Consider the following 17,003-nt stretch of genomic DNA (forward strand, 5'->3'; position numbering starts at 1 on the left):
GAATTTGTCCGTTTTAAATTTAAAATAAAAATTAGCTTTATTTTTAAATTAATTAAATTTTTAAAATATTCTTACTAGTTTTCACAAAAAATTCACATTTTGCTACTAAAATTACACAAAAAAAAGGATAATTATGCAAGAAATAACCGATAAACGCCTATATAAAAGGCGAAGAGATTTCCTAAAACTAGGCGCTTTAGCAAGCACAGCTTGTGTGCAAAACCTGCTTGCAAGCCAACCCATTAGCCAGATTTTAAACTCACCCATAAAAAATCCGCAAAACCTTGATATAACTGATAAATCCCACGCTACGACTTATGTGAATTTCTACGAGTTTTCAACAAACAAACCAGAGGCTGTAAAACTAGCCAAAGGTTTTGATGCGACTGGCTGGAAAGTCGAAGTTAGCGGACTTTGCGAAAATCCAAAAACCTATACGATGGAGGATTTTTTTAATTTTGAAATTGAGAAAAGAGTTTATAGAATGCGCTGCGTGGAGGCGTGGAGCATGGTGATTCCTTGGATTGGATTTGGGCTAAATGAGCTAATAAACGCAGCAAAACCAACGCCAAATGCGAAATTTGTTAAATTCACAACCTTGCTTGATAAGTCAAAATTTCCAGATCAAAACGCTACTTTTCCGGTTTTAAAATACCCTTATGTCGAGGGTCTAAGGCTTGATGAGGCGATGCATCCGCTGACTCTTTTAGCAGTTGGGATGTATGATGAGCTTTTAAGTGGGCAAAATGGCGCGCCGATTCGTTTGGTTGTGCCGTGGAAATATGGCTTTAAAAGTATCAAATCCATCACTAAAATCGAGTTTGTAAGCGACATGCCACGCACAACTTGGCAAGAGTATAACCCAAGCGAGTATGGATTTTACGCTAATGTAAATCCAAACGTCTCACACCCACGCTGGTCGCAATCAAGCGAGCGAGTTATCGGTAAGCTTTTCAAGCAAGAAACCGAGCTTTATAACGGATACAGCGAGGTTGCAAGCTTGTATGAAGGTATGGATTTGAAAAAGTGGTTTTAGTTTTTTAGGCGATTTGTCAAAGCGGGATTTAAATTTGCGTTTCTTATGGATAAATTCAGACAAATTTCTGCTTGTATTTTGCAAATATAGCTTAAATTTAATCTAAGCTATATTTGCTAGCTAAATAAGATGAATTTAAGCTAAAATTTGACCTTATTGTCTGTTTTAAAAATAATATAAATTTATTTTAGTTAATATATTTGTTTTGATTATTTTATAAATATTTCAAATTTAGATTAGCGTTTTTATTTATTTTACAAATAAATTTAAGCCTAGCTTTTAGTTGTTTTTGTTTGGTTTGCAAGTTTAAGTTAGCTTATAAATTTAAAGCTAAAATCCTTGTTTGATTGTTATGCCAAAGCAAATTTAAATTGATATTTTTTGCTTAAAAATAAATTTAAACTAGAGTATTTGTTTGGCTGCTAAATTAAAACAAATTTGAATCGATGGTTTTATCTTAGCTTAAATTAAAACAAATTCGAGCTTGCATTTTGCTGATATACTAAACCAGAATTTGGCTTATATAGGGCTTTTGCTTGATGGAAAATGTAAATTTAAACTAATTTTTTGTTTGTTTGGCTTAAAAAGATAAATTTAGCTCATTGTTTTGATTTTGTAAAAGAGGACAAGTTGGTTTTTGTGGTTTTTGGCGCATAAATTTTCTTTGATTGATAAGTTAAGAAGAATTTAAGATAAGCATTTGTTTACGTTGATAAATTTAAATAAATTTTGGCTATATTTTTTGATAGATAGGTTTTAAATAAATTTTAGCTAATGCGTTTAGTGCGTTAAATAGCTTGAAGCTAAAATTTCTTTTTTAAATGCGATACAAAGTTTTACTTAAGTTTTATTTAAGCTTGTATTTAAGCTGGAAAACTAGGCTTTTAACAAGCTGTTTAATTAGAGTGATTTTAACCAAATTTTAGCTTTATAAAAGTAATTTTGCGACTAAATGTAGGGATAAATTTTTAGCTTTGATGAGTTATTTTTACAATTTTATTTTGTTATAAAATTTTGGCTTTGATAAATTTGATTATATAAATTTATCTTATCAAATATGTCTGTTTGTGCTGGTAGTACGATATAAAATTATTATATAAATAAGCTTAATTATGTTTTATACTAATTATAAAAGATAAGAAGCTAAGCCAAATTTTTATCGATACACTAGAGCTAGTTTAGCTAAATTTATAACAAAACAAGCCAAATCAGCCAAACGAACACTAAATTTTAAAATAAAAAGGAATTAAATGAAAATAGTAAAATTTATAATCTACGCAGTAATTTTTTTAGCCCCACTTGGCTATATTTTAGCTAAATTTAGCACTCAAGCAGACCCACTTAGCTTTATTTACAGCGTTAGTGGATACAGCGTGCTTTGCTCGCTTGGATTGATTGTGATTTTAAATTTTATAAATGTTAGAAAATACTCGAAACTGCTTGGCTTTTTTGGCTTTTTTTATGCATTTTTGCACTTTTTAACCTTTGTTATCTTAGACAAGGGGCTAAATTTAGCCAAAGTTTATAGCGATATTTTATCTCAAAATTTCGCACTAAGTGGCTTTATAGGATTGGTCTTAATGGCGATTTTAGCGGTATCTTCCTTAAAATTTAGCTGGTTTAGAAAGGTAGGTTTGCTTTTTTATCCACTTTTAATCTGCGCCGCACTTCACTACTTTTTATATCCTAAAATTCCACAACTTTGGCACTATAGCGTTTTGATTTTTGCGTGTTTGGTTGCGGTTATAAAAGTACTAAATTTGATACAAAAATATAAAAATAATTTAAAGGAAGCTTAGTAAAAATTATAAAATGTTGGCAAAATAAATGCTTATCGCTATTTTTCGGTTTTTCAACTTTTATTTGATTTGAAGCAGCAGTTATTATGTATTTTCTAAGTCGATACGCAACATTTTAAATTTATCAAACAAAACCTAGTTTTAAGACCAACTAAAATGCAAATTTTTCCACATTTGCATTTTTATCATTAATTAAAGATATTTTTAACCCATCTTTAATTAACTGTTTGGGCATGGTTTCAAACTTCTTTTCTGCTTTGTTTTAAATTTTATGCCAAATTTATAGTTATTAACTATATTTTATCCGCGCAGTCTTTTTGAACGAAATTTCTACATGCTATTTTAGCATACGCACAATCCGTTTTTATTCTTTTTTTGTTTTCTTTGCAACTCTATTTGCTATTTTTAAGATATCATATATATTTGTCTAAAACCTCAAACTAGCCATTTGCATGGTTTTATAGTCTTATGATATGTTATGTAAGTTTTTTCTGTATATTTAAGAAGCTCTTTATGGTTCTTGTCAACTTAGCTATAAACCCACCTCTAATTTTTTAATTTTATCTTCTTTGGCTTTTTATATGTCATATTAAATCCAAATATGAAAATTCGCTCAACCAGCGATAAGATACTTTCTGTGTCACTTGATTTACACACATTGCTTGATAATTTTTCTGTCGCTTCGCAACGTTGCTAGAATATAGCTATAAAAGCTATGGATTTTTTCTAAGTATTTTTGATGACTTGTGTAAATTTGTATGCAAATTTAATCATTAGTTATTTAAAATACCTATTTTTCTCTTTTAGTTTTGTGCTTTCAAATTTTAACAGCTTTTATGTTCTTAATTTGTAAATTTTAGCGAGTGGATGCCCTACAAGGATTCGAACCTTGGTTAGCTGATCCAGAGTCAGCAGTTCTACCACTAAACTACAGGGCATCAAGTATCAAAAAGATAAAACTCTTTAGCCTAAACTAAAGAGCGAATTCTATCAAATAAATTTTTAAAAAAGTTTTAAATTTAGAAATTTTTTACTCTTTCAAGCTTTTCTATCATCTCTTTAACATCTAAAAATCCAACACTTTGCTCATCTTTTATCTCTTTTGAATCTTTAAAAAATATCAACGCCGGAGGTCCAAAGACATTAAACCGTTTCATAAGTGCCTTATCGTCTTCGCTGTTTTTTGTTACATCGATTTTAACTAGCTCAAACTCACTCAAAGCAGCCTCTACTTCTTTGTTTTCAAGCGTTACATCAAGCTCTTTACACACTACGCACCAAGTCGCCCAAAAGTCTATCATGACTGGTTTTTTCGCTGTTTTTATAAACTCATCAAGCTCGTTTAGGTTTTTTATGTATCTAAATTTTGGCTTAGATGATACTAAATTTGAGTTTGAAATAGTTGAATTTAAGCCAAAATTTCCAATCGGTTTTAAAGGATTTGTAGCTCCTAGACTAAAGCCAACGATAAGCAAAAGCGAGTAAGTTAAAACAATTATGCTAAATCCTTTTTTAAATTTAGCAAAACCACCATTTCCGCTTTCAACACTTTCAAACAGTCCAAAAAATGACGCAAAAAACACGCCAACCATGCCGTATAAAAGCATAGCTAAATTTTCACCCATAACCCTTGAAGCCATCCAAACCGCCATAAAAAGCATGATAAAACCAAAGATTTTCTTTACCTCTTCCATCCAAAAACCAGGTTTTGGAAGCAGTTTTTTGCTGCCAAGTCCTATGATAAGAAGTGGAATTCCCATAGCAAAGCTCATCACAAAAAGCGCTAATCCCCCAAGCAAGGCATCACCAGTTTGAGCGATATAGAGCAAAGCCCCAGCTAAAGGCGCTGCTACGCATGGTCCAACTATCAAGGCTGATAAAAAGCCCATTATCGCAACACCTAAAAGCCCGCCTTGTTTTTCACTCTTTTTGCTCACCATACTTTGCAGGCTTTGTGGTATTTGAAGCTCGTAAAATCCAAACATATTAAAAGCTAAAGCCACAAAAACTACGCTAAATGCGAGTATAACCCATGGAATTTGAAGCATTCCTTGAACACTTGCTCCAAGCATACTAGCAGCAACTCCAGCTATCGCGTAAGCTAATGACATTGAAATAACATAAACTAAACTTATAAAAAAGCTACTTTTTACACTACTATTTTCGCCAGTTTTCGCTACGATTATCGATGAAAGTATCGGTATCATCGGAAACACGCAAGGCGTAAGAGCAAGCAAAAGTCCATATCCAAAAAACGTGATTAAGATAGCAAAAAGCCCTTTGTTTTGCATATAGTTTTTAATGCTATCTTGTTGCGATAAACTGTTACTATCGCTAACTTTTTGCTCGCTTTTTTCGCTGTAGTTTGCGGCACTTTGTGCTGATTTATCAGTTTTGGAAACTAAGTATTTGCCATCGAGTTGTTTTGTGAAATCATATATGAAATTTTGTGGGTTATAACAAAATCCATCATAAGCACACCCTAAATACTCTAAATTTAAGCTAAATTTATCAACACTTCCACCACTTAAAACCAAGCCCATCGGGACAAAAAGCGTAAAATCTTTATCGATAATACGCCTTGTTTTATACTCTTTTGACTCTGGTAAATTTAATATATTTGTTATATCTTTGCCGTTTAATTTAGCCTTAAATTGATCTTTATAAAGATAAACACTATCATCTAAATCAAATTTAAAAGATACACCATCGCCATTAGAGCTTTGCTCTACTTTGAAAGCTTTTGATGATTCTACGGGGTCTGCGTGAAGTAAATTTAAAACGAAAGTTAGTGCGAGTAAGAATTTAAACAAATTTAGTCCTTAAAAAATTTTCGCTTATTGTATTCCTAAAAGCTAAATGAAATATTTAAATGCTTAAATTTATCAAGCTTTTCTCTTTTTGATAGTATAATGTCACTACTTTATAACTAGGAGGATGTATGTCTAAAAAAAGCAGTTATGAAAAGGAGCTTGAAGCGCTTCAAATCGAGCTTTTAAAGTTTCAATACTATGTCAAAGAAAAAGGCTTAAAAGTTTTAATCATCATGGAGGGCAGAGACGCAGCTGGAAAGGGTGGAACTATCAAGCGTATGACAGAGCATTTAAACCCACGTGGATGTCGCGTAGTAGCACTTTCTAAGCCAAGTGATGTTGAGACTACTCAGTGGTATTTTCAAAGATATGCAGCACACCTTCCAAGTGGCGGAGAGATAACGATATTTGATAGATCGTGGTATAACAGAGCGATGGTTGAGCCTGTTATGGGCTTTTGTACAAAAGAGCAGCATATCCACTTTTTACAAGAAGTTCCTAGCTTTGAGATGCTTTTATCTCGCTCGGACATAATTATATTTAAATTTTTTCTCTCTATAAATAAAGAAACGCAAGCTAGAAGATTCTCAGAACGAAGAGAAAACCCGCTAAAAAGCTATAAAATTTCGCCAGTAGATCAAAAAGCCCAAGAGCTTTGGGATCAATACTCAATCGCGCAGTATCATATGCTGCTACAAACTGATACAAATATAAATCCATGGATTATCATCGACTCAAATGATAAGAAAAAAGCGCGTATAAATACGATAAAAAGCATACTTTCTAAGGTTGATTATAAAGATAAGGCTGACAAATCTAAATTTAAAATTGATAAAAATATAGTAAAAACTGCCAAAGAAGAGATGCAAAGTTTAAACTCTTCGCTAGATCAAAACGTAAATATAGATAATAATATAGATTATATTTATAAAAAATAATTAATTTTAAAAGTAAATATTTAAATTTTAATATCTACAAAAAAAGCTCTAAATTTAGTATCTTGCTAGGTAAATTTAGAGCTTTAAATTTATATAAAATGTAAAATTAATTTATAATTCAAGAAAAATAGTATAAAAATTTATCTTAATCAGGTTTATTTAGCTAAAATAGATTAGAAATATGCAAATCTTTGAAAAGTATTTTAAAGATATAAGTTTGGTTTTAGGCTTACTCTTTTTTATAGTTGTTTTCTCTATGTTGCGAGCACAGTTAGCCAACCACTGCTTTTAAAAATATCTCAAAAAAATGTTAGAAATGCGACTTCGCGAGTTTGAATTAAAAAATTTATATATAAAAATGTATTTATCGGCTTTACTTAAAAGATGAAAATAACGCTATATGCTCTATCTTTTAGACCATCAAAACCAAAAATTATCAAAATCTTTTAAGTCAAAAAGTAGCTATCTAAAATCAAAATGTAGATGGATATAGCGTTGTTAAGCAGATAAAACTACCGATTAAAGCTACTTTTTAAAGTATGATTATAGACACTAGCCAAGCAGCAAAAAAGTTTTTGAGTCTGATTTTTAAAAATGCATATTTGAATAGGCTTTTTATTTATTAATTTTATTAATAATGAAATATTTTATAATAAAAATTAAAAGAAGATATCGCGCCTAAAGTTGTAAATTTAGTTTTCAATACGGTAATACTTGGCGAAATAGGCTTGCAAGCTGGAATGGAGTTTGCTAAAGGTGATAATAAGGCAATGACAAATTTTAAAACGCATAATTTAGCTTGAACTTTCATGTCAAAACTAGCGTAAAAATCGCTTTAAATTTTTTATAAAGTAAAAAATTAAATTTAAAAAGGCGTTGCAAGTTTCCCTACAACGCCTAAATTTATAACTAGCTAAATTTGAGTTTAGTGCCTATTTAACCCTTACTCAACCTCAGCGTCTATAACATCATCATCTTTTTTCTTAGAGTCTGTGCCACTTGCACCGGCATTTTGCTCTTTTGTGCTAGCTGCTTTATACATCTCTTCAGCAACTTTGCTTAGAGCTGCTACTTTTTGATCTATTTGCTCTTTTGTAGCATTTTCATCTTTTAACACAGCTTTTAAGTCATTTAGCGCAGCTTCGATGTTCGCTCTTTGCTCGCTTGGAATTTTCTCGCCCATCTCTTTTAGTGTTTTTTCTGTTTGATGAGCAACGCCATCGGCTTGATTTCTCGCTTCAACGCCTTCTTTTCGTTTTTTATCCTCTTCTTTGTGGGCTTCAGCGTCTCTTACCATCTTATCTATTTCAGACTCGCTTAATCCGCTTGAACCAGTGATTCTGATATCAGTTGCTTTGCCAGTTGCTTTATCTTTAGCTGAAACTGTTAAAATTCCATTCGCATCGATATCAAACTCAACCTCGATTTGTGGCACACCACGAGGTGCTGGCATAATGCCCTCAAGGTTAAAGTTTCCTAAAGTTTTATTATCTCTTGCAAACTCTCTCTCACCTTGTAAGACGTTGATAGTAACGGCACTTTGGTTGTCTTCAGCTGTTGAAAATACTTGAGATTTCTTAGTTGGGATTGTAGTTCCCTTTTCGATTATCTTAGTCATCACGCCACCTAAAGTCTCGATTCCAAGGCTAAGTGGAGTTACATCTAGTAAAAGCACATCTTTTACATCGCCTTTTATAACCGCACCTTGAATCGAAGCTCCAATCGCTACAACTTCATCTGGGTTTACAGATTTATTTAGCTCTTTACCAAATGCCTTTTTAACCTCTTCTTGAACCAGTGGAACACGAGTTGAACCGCCTACCATAACTACTTCTTGAATGTCTGAGTTTGTAACTCCTGCATCTTTCATAACTTGTTTTAAAGTAGTGATTGTCTCTTCAACCAAACCATCTATCATGCTTTCAAATTTAGCTCTTGTAATTGTCTTTGTAAGGTGTTTTGGACCTGTTGCATCAGCTGTGATAAATGGTAAATTTATAGTTGTTTCCATCGCTGAGCTTAACTCTTTTTTAGCATTTTCAGCTGCTTCTTTAAGACGTTGCATAGCCATAACATCGTTTCTTAAATCAACTCCACTCTCGCTTTTAAACTCAGTTAAAAGCCAATCAATCAACTTGTTATCAAAGTCATCGCCACCTAAAAACGCATCGCCACCAGTTGAAAGAACCTCAACTACATTATCGCCAGTTTCAAGCACAGTAACATCAAATGTACCACCACCTAAGTCATAAACTACGATTTTCTCAGCTGCTTTTTTATCTAGCCCATAAGCTAAAGCTGCTGCTGTTGGTTCGTTTATGATACGAAGCACATTTAGTCCAGCTATCGCGCCAGCCTCTTTTGTGGCTTTTCTTTGACTGTCGTTAAAATACGCTGGAACAGTGATAACAGCATCAACTACGCTCTCGCCAAGATATGCTTCAGCGTCTTCTTTAAGTTTCATTAAAACTTTTGCTGAAATCTCTTGTGGTGTGTAAATTTTGCCTTCGATATCAACCGCTGCTGCACCATTTCTATCAACTATCTTATAAGGAAGTCTTTTTTGTGCCTCTTTAGCGTTTTCTTCGTTCATCATCAAACCCATAATTCTTTTGATTGAATATATGGTTTTTGATGGGTTTGTAACAGCTTGTCTTTTTGCACTATCGCCTACTAAAACCTCGCCTTTATCGGTAAATGCTACAACTGAAGGAGTTGTGTTTTTACCCTCTTTGTTAGGGATGATTTTTCCCTCGCCTCTTTCAAACACAGCAACCGCTGAGTTTGTTGTTCCTAAGTCAATTCCTATAACTTTTGACATTTTCTATCCTTTATTAAATTTTATTTTCTAAATTTAGCTATTTTGCTACAACTACCATAGAGGCTCTAAGCACTCTATCTTTATACATATAACCTTTTTGATAAACTTGAACTATATCGCCACTTTCGATTCCATCTTGTTTAATAACGCTTATAGCGTTGTGAACTTCTGGGTTAAACTGCCCATCGGTTGGTATTTGCGTTATGCCATACTTTTCAAATGCTCTAAGCATTATATCTATGCACTGTCTAACGCCACTTTCTATCTTATCTGCTAGTTCATTTCCCTCAACATCGATTTTAGCGGCTTCTTCAAGCGCATCGATTATCGGAAGCATATCTTTTGCAAATTTCTCACTCGCGTAGGCAACTGATTGCTCTTTTTCTTTTTCCATGCGTTTTTTGATGTTTTCAAACTCTGCATTAGCACGGTAAAATTTATCCGTTATCGCGCTAAGTTCATCTTGAAGTTTTTTAATCTCTTCATCTCTTTTATCTTCGATTTCAAGCTCATTTTCTTCGCTTAAAATTTCATTTTCTTCATTTTCTATACTTTTGTTATCTTTATTCATGCTGCCTCCATTATGGTATTAAAAAATTTCTCGTAGTCTTCATACACACTTCCTGCACAAAACATAGTTGCTTCGCTTTTTTTATAGGTTATATTTCGTTTTATCCCCATAAAACCTGGCTCAAAAAGTGGAGCATAGACTATGTTTTTATCAAATTTTGTTGTTATGCTTGGATCTAAAAGGATTTTAAATCGCTCATCATTATAAATTTGATAAGCTATAATCTCGTTAGCCAAAAACTGAATTTTTGAGTTTTTTAGCTCTTTAATCTTTGCTCTAAGTTCGCTAAGTCCGACTTGCATAGAAATTCTTTCTAAATTTCTTAACTCTATGCCTACTAAATTTGATAAAAATTTAAAGATTTTTGAGTTAAATTTAATCACAAGCTCTTCATTATCAAAGCAAAGTATTATAAACTTATCGTTGTGGTTTATAATCTCTTTTAAAACTTCATCTTCTGATGTAAAAATCATACAATAAATTTTAAATTTTCTAGCAATTTTAGCAAGAGTTTCTTCACTTGAAATAGAAATTTTATCTTTAAAATCAAGCTTATTTCGCCAGTATTCATTCATGGTTGCAATAGTAGGAATTCTACCACTGCTTATATGAATTTGTTTTATAGCGCCCTCATCGCTTAGTTTTTTAAAATACACTCTTATAGTAGAAGCCGGCATCAAACCATCCATCCTATCGCCAAGTTCACTTGAACCGATAGGGCTGTTTTCGTTCAAATATGCTTCTATAATATAATCAAGTATTAAATCTCTTTTATTTATCTTCATATTCTTAGCACTCTTTATTTTAAATTGCTAGATGAATTATACAATATTGAGTGTAGTAATGTCAAGTATTTTATATAAATTTTTTAATATAATTTAATTTAGTCACTTAGACTAAAGGTGTAAAGAGCTTTTATCTGGGCTAAATGTAAAAAATTTATAAATTTTTATAAGATACTCTCGATACTCGGCGCGAAATTTTAAAACTTATATTTTTTAAATACAAAATTTACAAAGTGAAATTTTAAATTGGTTTGTAAGATTTTTTTGGTGTTGAAATTTCAAAAACCTTTTTTACGTGCAAATTTAAAATATAGACAAATTTAGATAAAAAGTTTTTGCTTGGCGATTTAAAGGAAGTTTAATGGAATTTTATGTATTATTTTACAGAAAAGATTATGTAAATTTTCACGTATAATAGTATGAAATTTTATAACTTTTAATGTTTGTTTTATGAATTATTCTGTATAATTAAAGAAGTTTTTTGGAGTAAATATACATTTTTACTTATAAAATAGGAAAATTTCGTGTATTTTAAACATTTTTATGTGTATTTCACAAATTTTCTTGTATAATATGTACATGGTAGAAACAAGTGATATTTTTAACATTCTACACAATGCTGTAGAGTCCAAAAACATGGGTAAGAAAATTTCGCAAGCAAATATGGCTAAAAAACTTGGGGTTTCGATGAGAACATACCAAGATTGGAGACTAGGGACTAGCAAACCACAAGCCGCGCTAGCTGTCTTTCAAATGCTTTGCGAACTTGAAGAAGAAGATGCTACTTTTGTTTTGGGAAAAATTAAAAGATTAATGGAAAGGAGAGGTCATGCAGAAACTAACGCTTAAAGAAAAAATCGAGCTAGAAGAGATGTTTACTTCTATGAAAAGAGCCAAAAGAAGCGATAAGTATAAAAATTTCTACAAAACTCTTATAAAAAAACTCTTACCAGCTACCAAAAAAAGTTTACTTACAAAAAGTTAGTTGTAAAAATATTTTGCGACTAACTTTTAACTAAAATATAGTTAAATCAAATTTAAAATAATCAAATTTTATTTAAAACATTAAAAATAGCCGATAATAAAATATATATTTATAACATTTATAAACTTAAAATCAAAAATTTATCTACCAAATTTATATAAAATATCTTTGCTTAATACATAAAAACGATAAAAATTTACACGAAAATATGCGTTTTGTTTGTGAATTTGCTAATTTTAATAATAAAATCTATCATAAATATACAAAATTATTATTAAAATAGATAGTTTTAGACTGTTTTAGAGGCTAAAACTATCTTCGGTAAATCGTGCAAGCAGTATTTTGCTACTTAATAATTTTTACATTTATGGAGTATGAAATTTTAACTAGGGTGAAAAACGAGAATATTTTACATTAAATTTCCAAAGCGCTAAACCAACTATTTTTTCGTTATATAAGTTGCCACCTAAAAAATTTTAAAAGTCGCTCAAGTCGCTCAAGTCGCTCAAGTCGCTCAAGTCGCTCAAGTCGCTCAAGTCGCTCAAGTCGCTCAAGTCGCTCAAGTCGCTCAAGTCGCTCAAGTCGCTCAAGTCGCTCAAGTCGCTCAAGTCGCTCAAGTCGCTCAAGTCGCTCAAGTCGCTCAAGTCGCAAAATCAACTTTTTATATAGGTTTCGATCTCAAAAATCATCAAAGCAATTTTTGATTTAAAATTTTGATATATAAGATTTCGTATAGTATATATTAGCGACTAAATGATTTATATATCGCTATTAAATTTTTAAAAGTCGTTCAAGTAAATTTCAAATCCAGTATTTTTAACTACGAAATTTAAAAATACTTAAAGTTAAATTTATCAAATTTAGCAACGAAAATATATTTTACGCTTTGAATTAAAAGTATTTTTACGGTTTAAAATATTTATTAAAATAGTGCAGATAAGTAAATTTGTATGCATTTTTAAAATTTACTAAATTTGCGCCCCAAAAAATCTCTTTATCTTTATCAGTCCAAGCTTCATACCGCTTGTTCGCATGATTTTTGCCATCTGTTTCCATTGCGCTTTTTCATAACATGGGTTAGGGCAGTTTCTACACTTTGGTTTTATCTCGTGCGGGCAGTTTTGCAAGCGCTGGTTTGCGTATAACAGTAGACTTTCGCACTCATCACAAAGCGAGTAGGGCATAGAAGTTAAATTTTTCCCATTATAAAAAAGCTTTAAAATTCCATCTTTTTTATCTTTGTTTTTGTGTTTATCATCGCAGTAAAGTTGGATAAACTTTACCACGGTTTGATTTTGTTCTATGAATTTTTCATCTGTCATTTTTAGCCTTTTTGCAAATTTAGCTAAAATTGTAAAAAAATAGTTTGATTTTGCTCAATTATAGTTGCAAAATTCTTCCAAATTTGCACCATCTAAACGGTAAGTCGTCCACTCGTTCATCGCTTTTGCATCAAGACTTAAGTAAAAATCAATACTTGGTTGATTCCAGTCTAGGCATGACCACTCGACTCTACCGCACTTTCGCTCAATTGCTAAATTTGCTATAAATTTCAAAAGCGCCTTGCCATAGCCTTTTCCACGATACTCTTCAAGCACAAAAAGATCTTCTAACCAGATTCCAGCGCGTCCTAAAAATGTGGAAAAGTTGTGAAAAAATAGGGCAAATCCAACGGCTTGCTCGCCATCATATGCAAGTATGACTTCGGCTTTTTCTTTCTCAAAAATCCACTCTTCTAAAAGCGCTCTAGTAGCGACAACTTCGCTTTCTAAATTCTCATATTTTGCTAGGTGTTTTATAAAATTTAGTATCGTTTCCGTATCGTTTTTTTGAGCAAATCTTATATTAAAATTTTTCATTTTCTTCCTTTTGTCTAGTTTAAAGCAGATTTTACAAAGCCTAATTAAAGCAATCTACTTTAGTAAATAACCCAAAATAGGCTAAAATTTACTTCTATCTTTGAATAAATTTAGTGCTTTTTCTAAATCAGCAGCAGTATCTATGCCTACACTTTTGGTTTTTATCTTCATCATGGCGATTTTTTTGCCATTTGTTAGAGCTCTAAGTTGCTCTAACTTTTCTATGTTTTCAAGATATGATGTTTGATATGAGCAAAACTCACGCAAAGTCTTCACGCTATAAGCATAAATTCCTATATGACCTCTAAAAGTTTCGCATTTTTCCCTTGGATATGGGATAAGAGAGCGTGAAAAGTAAAGGGCGTTTGAACACTCATCAAGCACGACTTTTACTAAATTTGGATTTTGTGCGCTATCTTTATCGACTAGCTTAAAACAGCTTGCCATAAAAGCGCCATTTTTAAGTATAGCTTTGGTTGCAAACTCTTTAAATTTAGCCAAATTTTCGCACTCAAAAAACGGCTCATCAGCTTGTAAATTTATAATAATCTCATCATCTTTTAAGCCGTGATTTTGCACCGCTTCGTTGATTCTATCGGTTCCACTTTGATGGTTTTGATTTGTCATAACCGCCTTAAAACCGTATTCTTTAGCTATTTTAAAAGTTTTTTCATCATCGACTGCGATTAAGACATCATCGACTTTTGCTGCATTTTCGGCACTTGCTATAAACATAGGAAGACCGAAAATATCACATAAAATTTTGTTTGGAAATCTAGTTGAGCCTAGACGAGCTGGAATTACAATCATTTTTTAATCCATTCTATTATAGTTTCTTTGATTTTATCTTGTCCAACTACGCTTGTATGCACAGCTTTAGCATCAAATAAAGATAAAATTTCATCTGGTATGGTTTCGTTAAATTCGTTTGCAAGGGCTAGCATTTGAGCTTTTTCATCATAAATTTTTTCATTTTTTATAGCTTTTATCATCGATGGAGTAAATTTAACCCAATGTGCTGTCGATGTTATCATAGTTGGTTTTTTAGTATTTGCAAATTTAAAGCAAGTTGCGGTGTGCGGGTCGATTAGCTTGCCATTTTTAGCTAGTTTTTTTATAAATTTAGCGCACTCTTCATCGGTGCAGTATTTTGCCTTAAAGCCTCTGATTTTGCTGATTTCATAGCATTTTGCTCTGCTTAAATCAAGCATTAGTTCTCTTGTCTTAACATCGCCAAATTTATCAAACAGCAGTCGCTCGACATTTGAGCTAACTAAAATATCCATCGCAGGGCTCATAGTCTTTACTAAGCTTTTGTCATTTATATCATAAACGCCATAGTTAAAGAGTTCGGTTAGGACGTTGTTTTGGTTTGAAGCGATTTTAATTGAGCCGATTTTTGCGCCCATTTTTTTAGCATAGTACGCGCCCAATGCATTGCCAAAATTCCCACTAGGAACGATGATATCGAATTTCTCATCATCTTTTAACGCGCCTTTTTTAAGTAGCCAGATGTAAGCGTAGAAGTGATAGATGATTTGGAAAAGGATTCTACCAAAATTTACTGAGTTTGCAGCACTTAGACTTAGCTCATTTTTTGCCAACTCATCTTTAAACTCTTTATCGCTTAAAAGCGATTTTAGCGCGCGTTGAGCATCATCAAAGTTGCCTTTGATACCGATGACTTTTAGGTTGCTTGCTTTTGCATTTACCATTTGAAGGCGTTGAACTTCGCTTGTGCCATCATCTGGATAAAGACAGACCACCTTTACATTTTCGCTTCCACTAAAGGCTTCTAAAGTCGCAGGACCAGTATCGCCACTAGTAGCGCACATTATAAGATATTTTTTGCCATCTTTTTTGGCTAATCCGTCTATTATGCTACCAAAAGGTTGAAGCGCCATATCTTTAAAAGCTCTTGTTGGACCATGATATAGCTCGTTGATATATAGGTGTTTATCTAATTTTTCTATATGAAGTGGGCATTTTTTATCATCAAATTTAGCATATGTTTTTAAAGCATTTTTAAAAATATCATCTTTAACATCAAAATCAAAACTCCTAATCACCTCCATAGCAACTTCTTCATAACTAAAATCTTTTGCTTTGTGGAAGAAATTTTTGTCAAATTTAGGTAGTTTTAATGGTGCAAAAAGTCCGCCAAAATTTGCACTTGGGTTTAGAAGCGCCTCGCTTAGCGTTACTTTTTGGCTTTTATCTCTGGTTCCTACTAGTTTCATTTTTTATCCTTGTTTATGCTATTTTGTATCCATTTTTTATATTTTTTATTTATTTTATCAAATTTAAGCGAAAAAATCTCTGGCGTATCGTATGGGTGAAGCTTTAAAATCTCATTTTCAATGGCTTTGAAATTTTTCTTAGTTGATTTTATCATAAGTTGATACTCTTTGCTTTTGCAAATTTTGCTATCCCACAAGTAGATACTATCTACGTTTTTTATGATATTTACGCAAGCGGCTAGGCTTTTTTCTACTAATGACTTTGCTATAAATTTAGCTATTTTTTTATCATCGACTATGCAAAAAACTACCATTATCTTACCATGCTTCCGATACCATCATCTGTGAAAAGCTCAAGCAAGATAGAGTGAGGGATTTTACCGTTGATGATATGCGTGTTTTTTACGCCATTTTCTATGCACTCTAAACAGGCATCAAGTTTTGGAATCATACCGCCACTTATCGTGCCATCGGCTTTTAGCTCATCTATAAGTTTTTTATCAAGCTTGCTTATTAAATTTCCATCTTTATCTAAAACGCCATCAATGTCTGTTAAGAAGATTATTTTATCTGCTTTTAACGCTGTTGCTACGCTACTTGCGCACAAATCTGCGTTGATGTTGTAGCTTTGCGAGTTTTCATCGCTTGCAATCGGTGCGATAACTGGCACATAACCGCTTTCTAAAATGTCATAGATAAGTTTTGTATTTACTTGCGTTATCTCGCCAACAAAGCCGTATTTGCCATCTTGTAAACTTTTAGCCTTTAGTAAATCCCCATCTTTGCCACTTATGCCAACAGCTGGAGCGCCATTTTGGTTTAAAAGTCCGCTTATCTCTTTGTTAACAAGCCCGCATAAAACCATCTCCACGACCTCTATCATCTCTTTTGTGGTGACTCTAAGTCCATCGATAAACTCACTTTGCATATTGAGGTTTTGTAGGGTTTGGTTGATTTTTTTGCCACCACCATGCACGACGATAACTTTTATACCAACCATATGTAAAAGCACGATATCACGAGCAAAATCACTTTTTAGCGACTCTTGTGTTTGTGCCGCGCCACCGTATTTGATAACAAAAACTTTATCTCTAAATTTACGTATATATGGAAGTGCTGAAAGGATTATTTCAGCGGTTCTTGACTTTTTTTGCAT

16 protein-coding genes and 1 tRNA gene are annotated in these 17,003 nt (G+C 32.4%); 5 read left to right on the plus strand and 12 right to left on the minus strand.

Features of this window, described 5'->3' with window-relative positions; genetic code table 11:
* Positions 1-130 precede the first annotated feature (130 nt).
* The gene (gene msrP, locus CGEO_RS03690; protein WP_277995643.1) at positions 131-1,036 is read left to right on the plus strand and encodes a protein-methionine-sulfoxide reductase catalytic subunit MsrP; all 906 of its coding nucleotides are present in this window, start codon (positions 131-133) and stop codon (positions 1,034-1,036) included.
* Between the two features lie 1,250 nt (positions 1,037-2,286).
* Positions 2,287-2,835: a ferric reductase-like transmembrane domain-containing protein gene (locus CGEO_RS03695; RefSeq protein ID WP_075540116.1), complete on the plus strand. Its 549-nt coding sequence runs from the start codon at positions 2,287-2,289 to the stop codon at positions 2,833-2,835.
* Positions 2,836-3,699: 864 nt separating this feature from the next.
* Here the strand turns inward: CGEO_RS03695 and CGEO_RS03700 are convergent.
* Both CGEO_RS03700 and dsbD read right to left on the minus strand, forming a co-directional pair.
* Positions 3,700-3,773 (minus strand) — tRNA-Gln (locus tag CGEO_RS03700).
* An 81-nt stretch (positions 3,774-3,854) separates the two neighbouring features.
* Positions 3,855-5,648 (minus strand): protein-disulfide reductase DsbD, encoded by a 1,794-nt coding sequence (gene dsbD, locus CGEO_RS03705; protein ID WP_075540117.1) that lies wholly within the window; start codon positions 5,646-5,648, stop codon positions 3,855-3,857.
* Between the two features lie 128 nt (positions 5,649-5,776).
* Between dsbD and ppk2 the strand changes: the two genes are divergently transcribed.
* Entirely contained in the window at positions 5,777-6,586 is an 810-nt protein-coding gene (gene ppk2, locus CGEO_RS03710) for a polyphosphate kinase 2 (protein WP_075493349.1), read from the plus strand.
* Positions 6,587-7,529: 943 nt separating this feature from the next.
* On the opposite strand, the gene dnaK is transcribed toward ppk2, so the two are convergent.
* Genes dnaK through CGEO_RS03725 form a run of 3 tightly spaced genes read right to left on the minus strand, consistent with a single transcriptional unit; the run spans position 7,530 to position 10,763 of the window.
* Positions 7,530-9,407 (minus strand): molecular chaperone DnaK, encoded by a 1,878-nt coding sequence (dnaK, locus tag CGEO_RS03715; protein WP_075540118.1) that lies wholly within the window; start codon positions 9,405-9,407, stop codon positions 7,530-7,532.
* A 37-nt stretch (positions 9,408-9,444) separates the two neighbouring features.
* Complete coding sequence (gene grpE / locus CGEO_RS03720; protein WP_075493347.1) at positions 9,445-9,978, minus strand: nucleotide exchange factor GrpE; 534 nt, start codon at positions 9,976-9,978, stop codon at positions 9,445-9,447.
* The gene (locus CGEO_RS03725) at positions 9,975-10,763 is read right to left on the minus strand and encodes an HrcA family transcriptional regulator (RefSeq protein WP_075493346.1); all 789 of its coding nucleotides are present in this window, start codon (positions 10,761-10,763) and stop codon (positions 9,975-9,977) included. Before CGEO_RS03725 ends, grpE begins: the two co-directional genes overlap by 4 nt.
* 579 nt (positions 10,764-11,342) lie before the next feature.
* On the opposite strand from CGEO_RS03725, the gene CGEO_RS03730 reads away from it, so the two are divergent.
* Together CGEO_RS03730 and CGEO_RS03735 are read left to right on the plus strand one after the other, a co-directional pair.
* Positions 11,343-11,612, plus strand: a complete 270-nt coding sequence (locus tag CGEO_RS03730; protein WP_165590156.1) for a helix-turn-helix transcriptional regulator — start codon at positions 11,343-11,345, stop codon at positions 11,610-11,612.
* The gene (locus CGEO_RS03735; protein WP_165590157.1) at positions 11,593-11,748 is read left to right on the plus strand and encodes a hypothetical protein; all 156 of its coding nucleotides are present in this window, start codon (positions 11,593-11,595) and stop codon (positions 11,746-11,748) included. The genes CGEO_RS03730 and CGEO_RS03735 overlap by 20 nt, the downstream gene beginning before the upstream one ends.
* 450 nt (positions 11,749-12,198) lie before the next feature.
* Here the strand turns inward: CGEO_RS03735 and CGEO_RS03740 are convergent, their stop codons facing one another.
* The 7 genes from CGEO_RS03740 to argB form a co-directional block, all read right to left on the minus strand.
* A complete protein-coding gene (locus tag CGEO_RS03740) occupies positions 12,199-12,399 on the minus strand; it encodes a hypothetical protein (protein ID WP_172658070.1) in 201 nt (66 codons plus the stop codon).
* Between the two features lie 317 nt (positions 12,400-12,716).
* Positions 12,717-13,070 carry a nitrous oxide-stimulated promoter family protein gene (locus CGEO_RS03745; protein WP_075540119.1) on the minus strand — a complete coding sequence of 118 codons (354 nt, stop codon included), beginning with the start codon at positions 13,068-13,070 and terminating at the stop codon, positions 12,717-12,719.
* A 54-nt stretch (positions 13,071-13,124) separates the two neighbouring features.
* Positions 13,125-13,607, minus strand: coding sequence for a GNAT family N-acetyltransferase (locus tag CGEO_RS03750; RefSeq protein ID WP_075493344.1), 483 nt, complete (start codon positions 13,605-13,607; stop codon positions 13,125-13,127).
* A gap of 81 nt (positions 13,608-13,688) precedes the next feature.
* Positions 13,689-14,417 carry a 3-deoxy-manno-octulosonate cytidylyltransferase gene (kdsB, locus tag CGEO_RS03755; protein WP_075493343.1) on the minus strand — a complete coding sequence of 243 codons (729 nt, stop codon included), beginning with the start codon at positions 14,415-14,417 and terminating at the stop codon, positions 13,689-13,691.
* Complete coding sequence (thrC, locus tag CGEO_RS03760) at positions 14,414-15,847, minus strand: threonine synthase (RefSeq protein ID WP_075540120.1); 1,434 nt, start codon at positions 15,845-15,847, stop codon at positions 14,414-14,416. Before thrC ends, kdsB begins: the two co-directional genes overlap by 4 nt.
* The gene (gene cutA / locus CGEO_RS10350) at positions 15,844-16,161 is read right to left on the minus strand and encodes a divalent-cation tolerance protein CutA (RefSeq protein WP_075540121.1); all 318 of its coding nucleotides are present in this window, start codon (positions 16,159-16,161) and stop codon (positions 15,844-15,846) included. Before cutA ends, thrC begins: the two co-directional genes overlap by 4 nt.
* Positions 16,161-17,003, minus strand: a complete 843-nt coding sequence (gene argB, locus CGEO_RS03770) for an acetylglutamate kinase (RefSeq protein ID WP_172658071.1) — start codon at positions 17,001-17,003, stop codon at positions 16,161-16,163. Before argB ends, cutA begins: the two co-directional genes overlap by 1 nt.

This window comes from Campylobacter geochelonis (assembly GCF_013201685.1).
GTDB classification, from domain to species: Bacteria; Campylobacterota; Campylobacteria; order Campylobacterales; family Campylobacteraceae; genus Campylobacter_B; species Campylobacter_B geochelonis.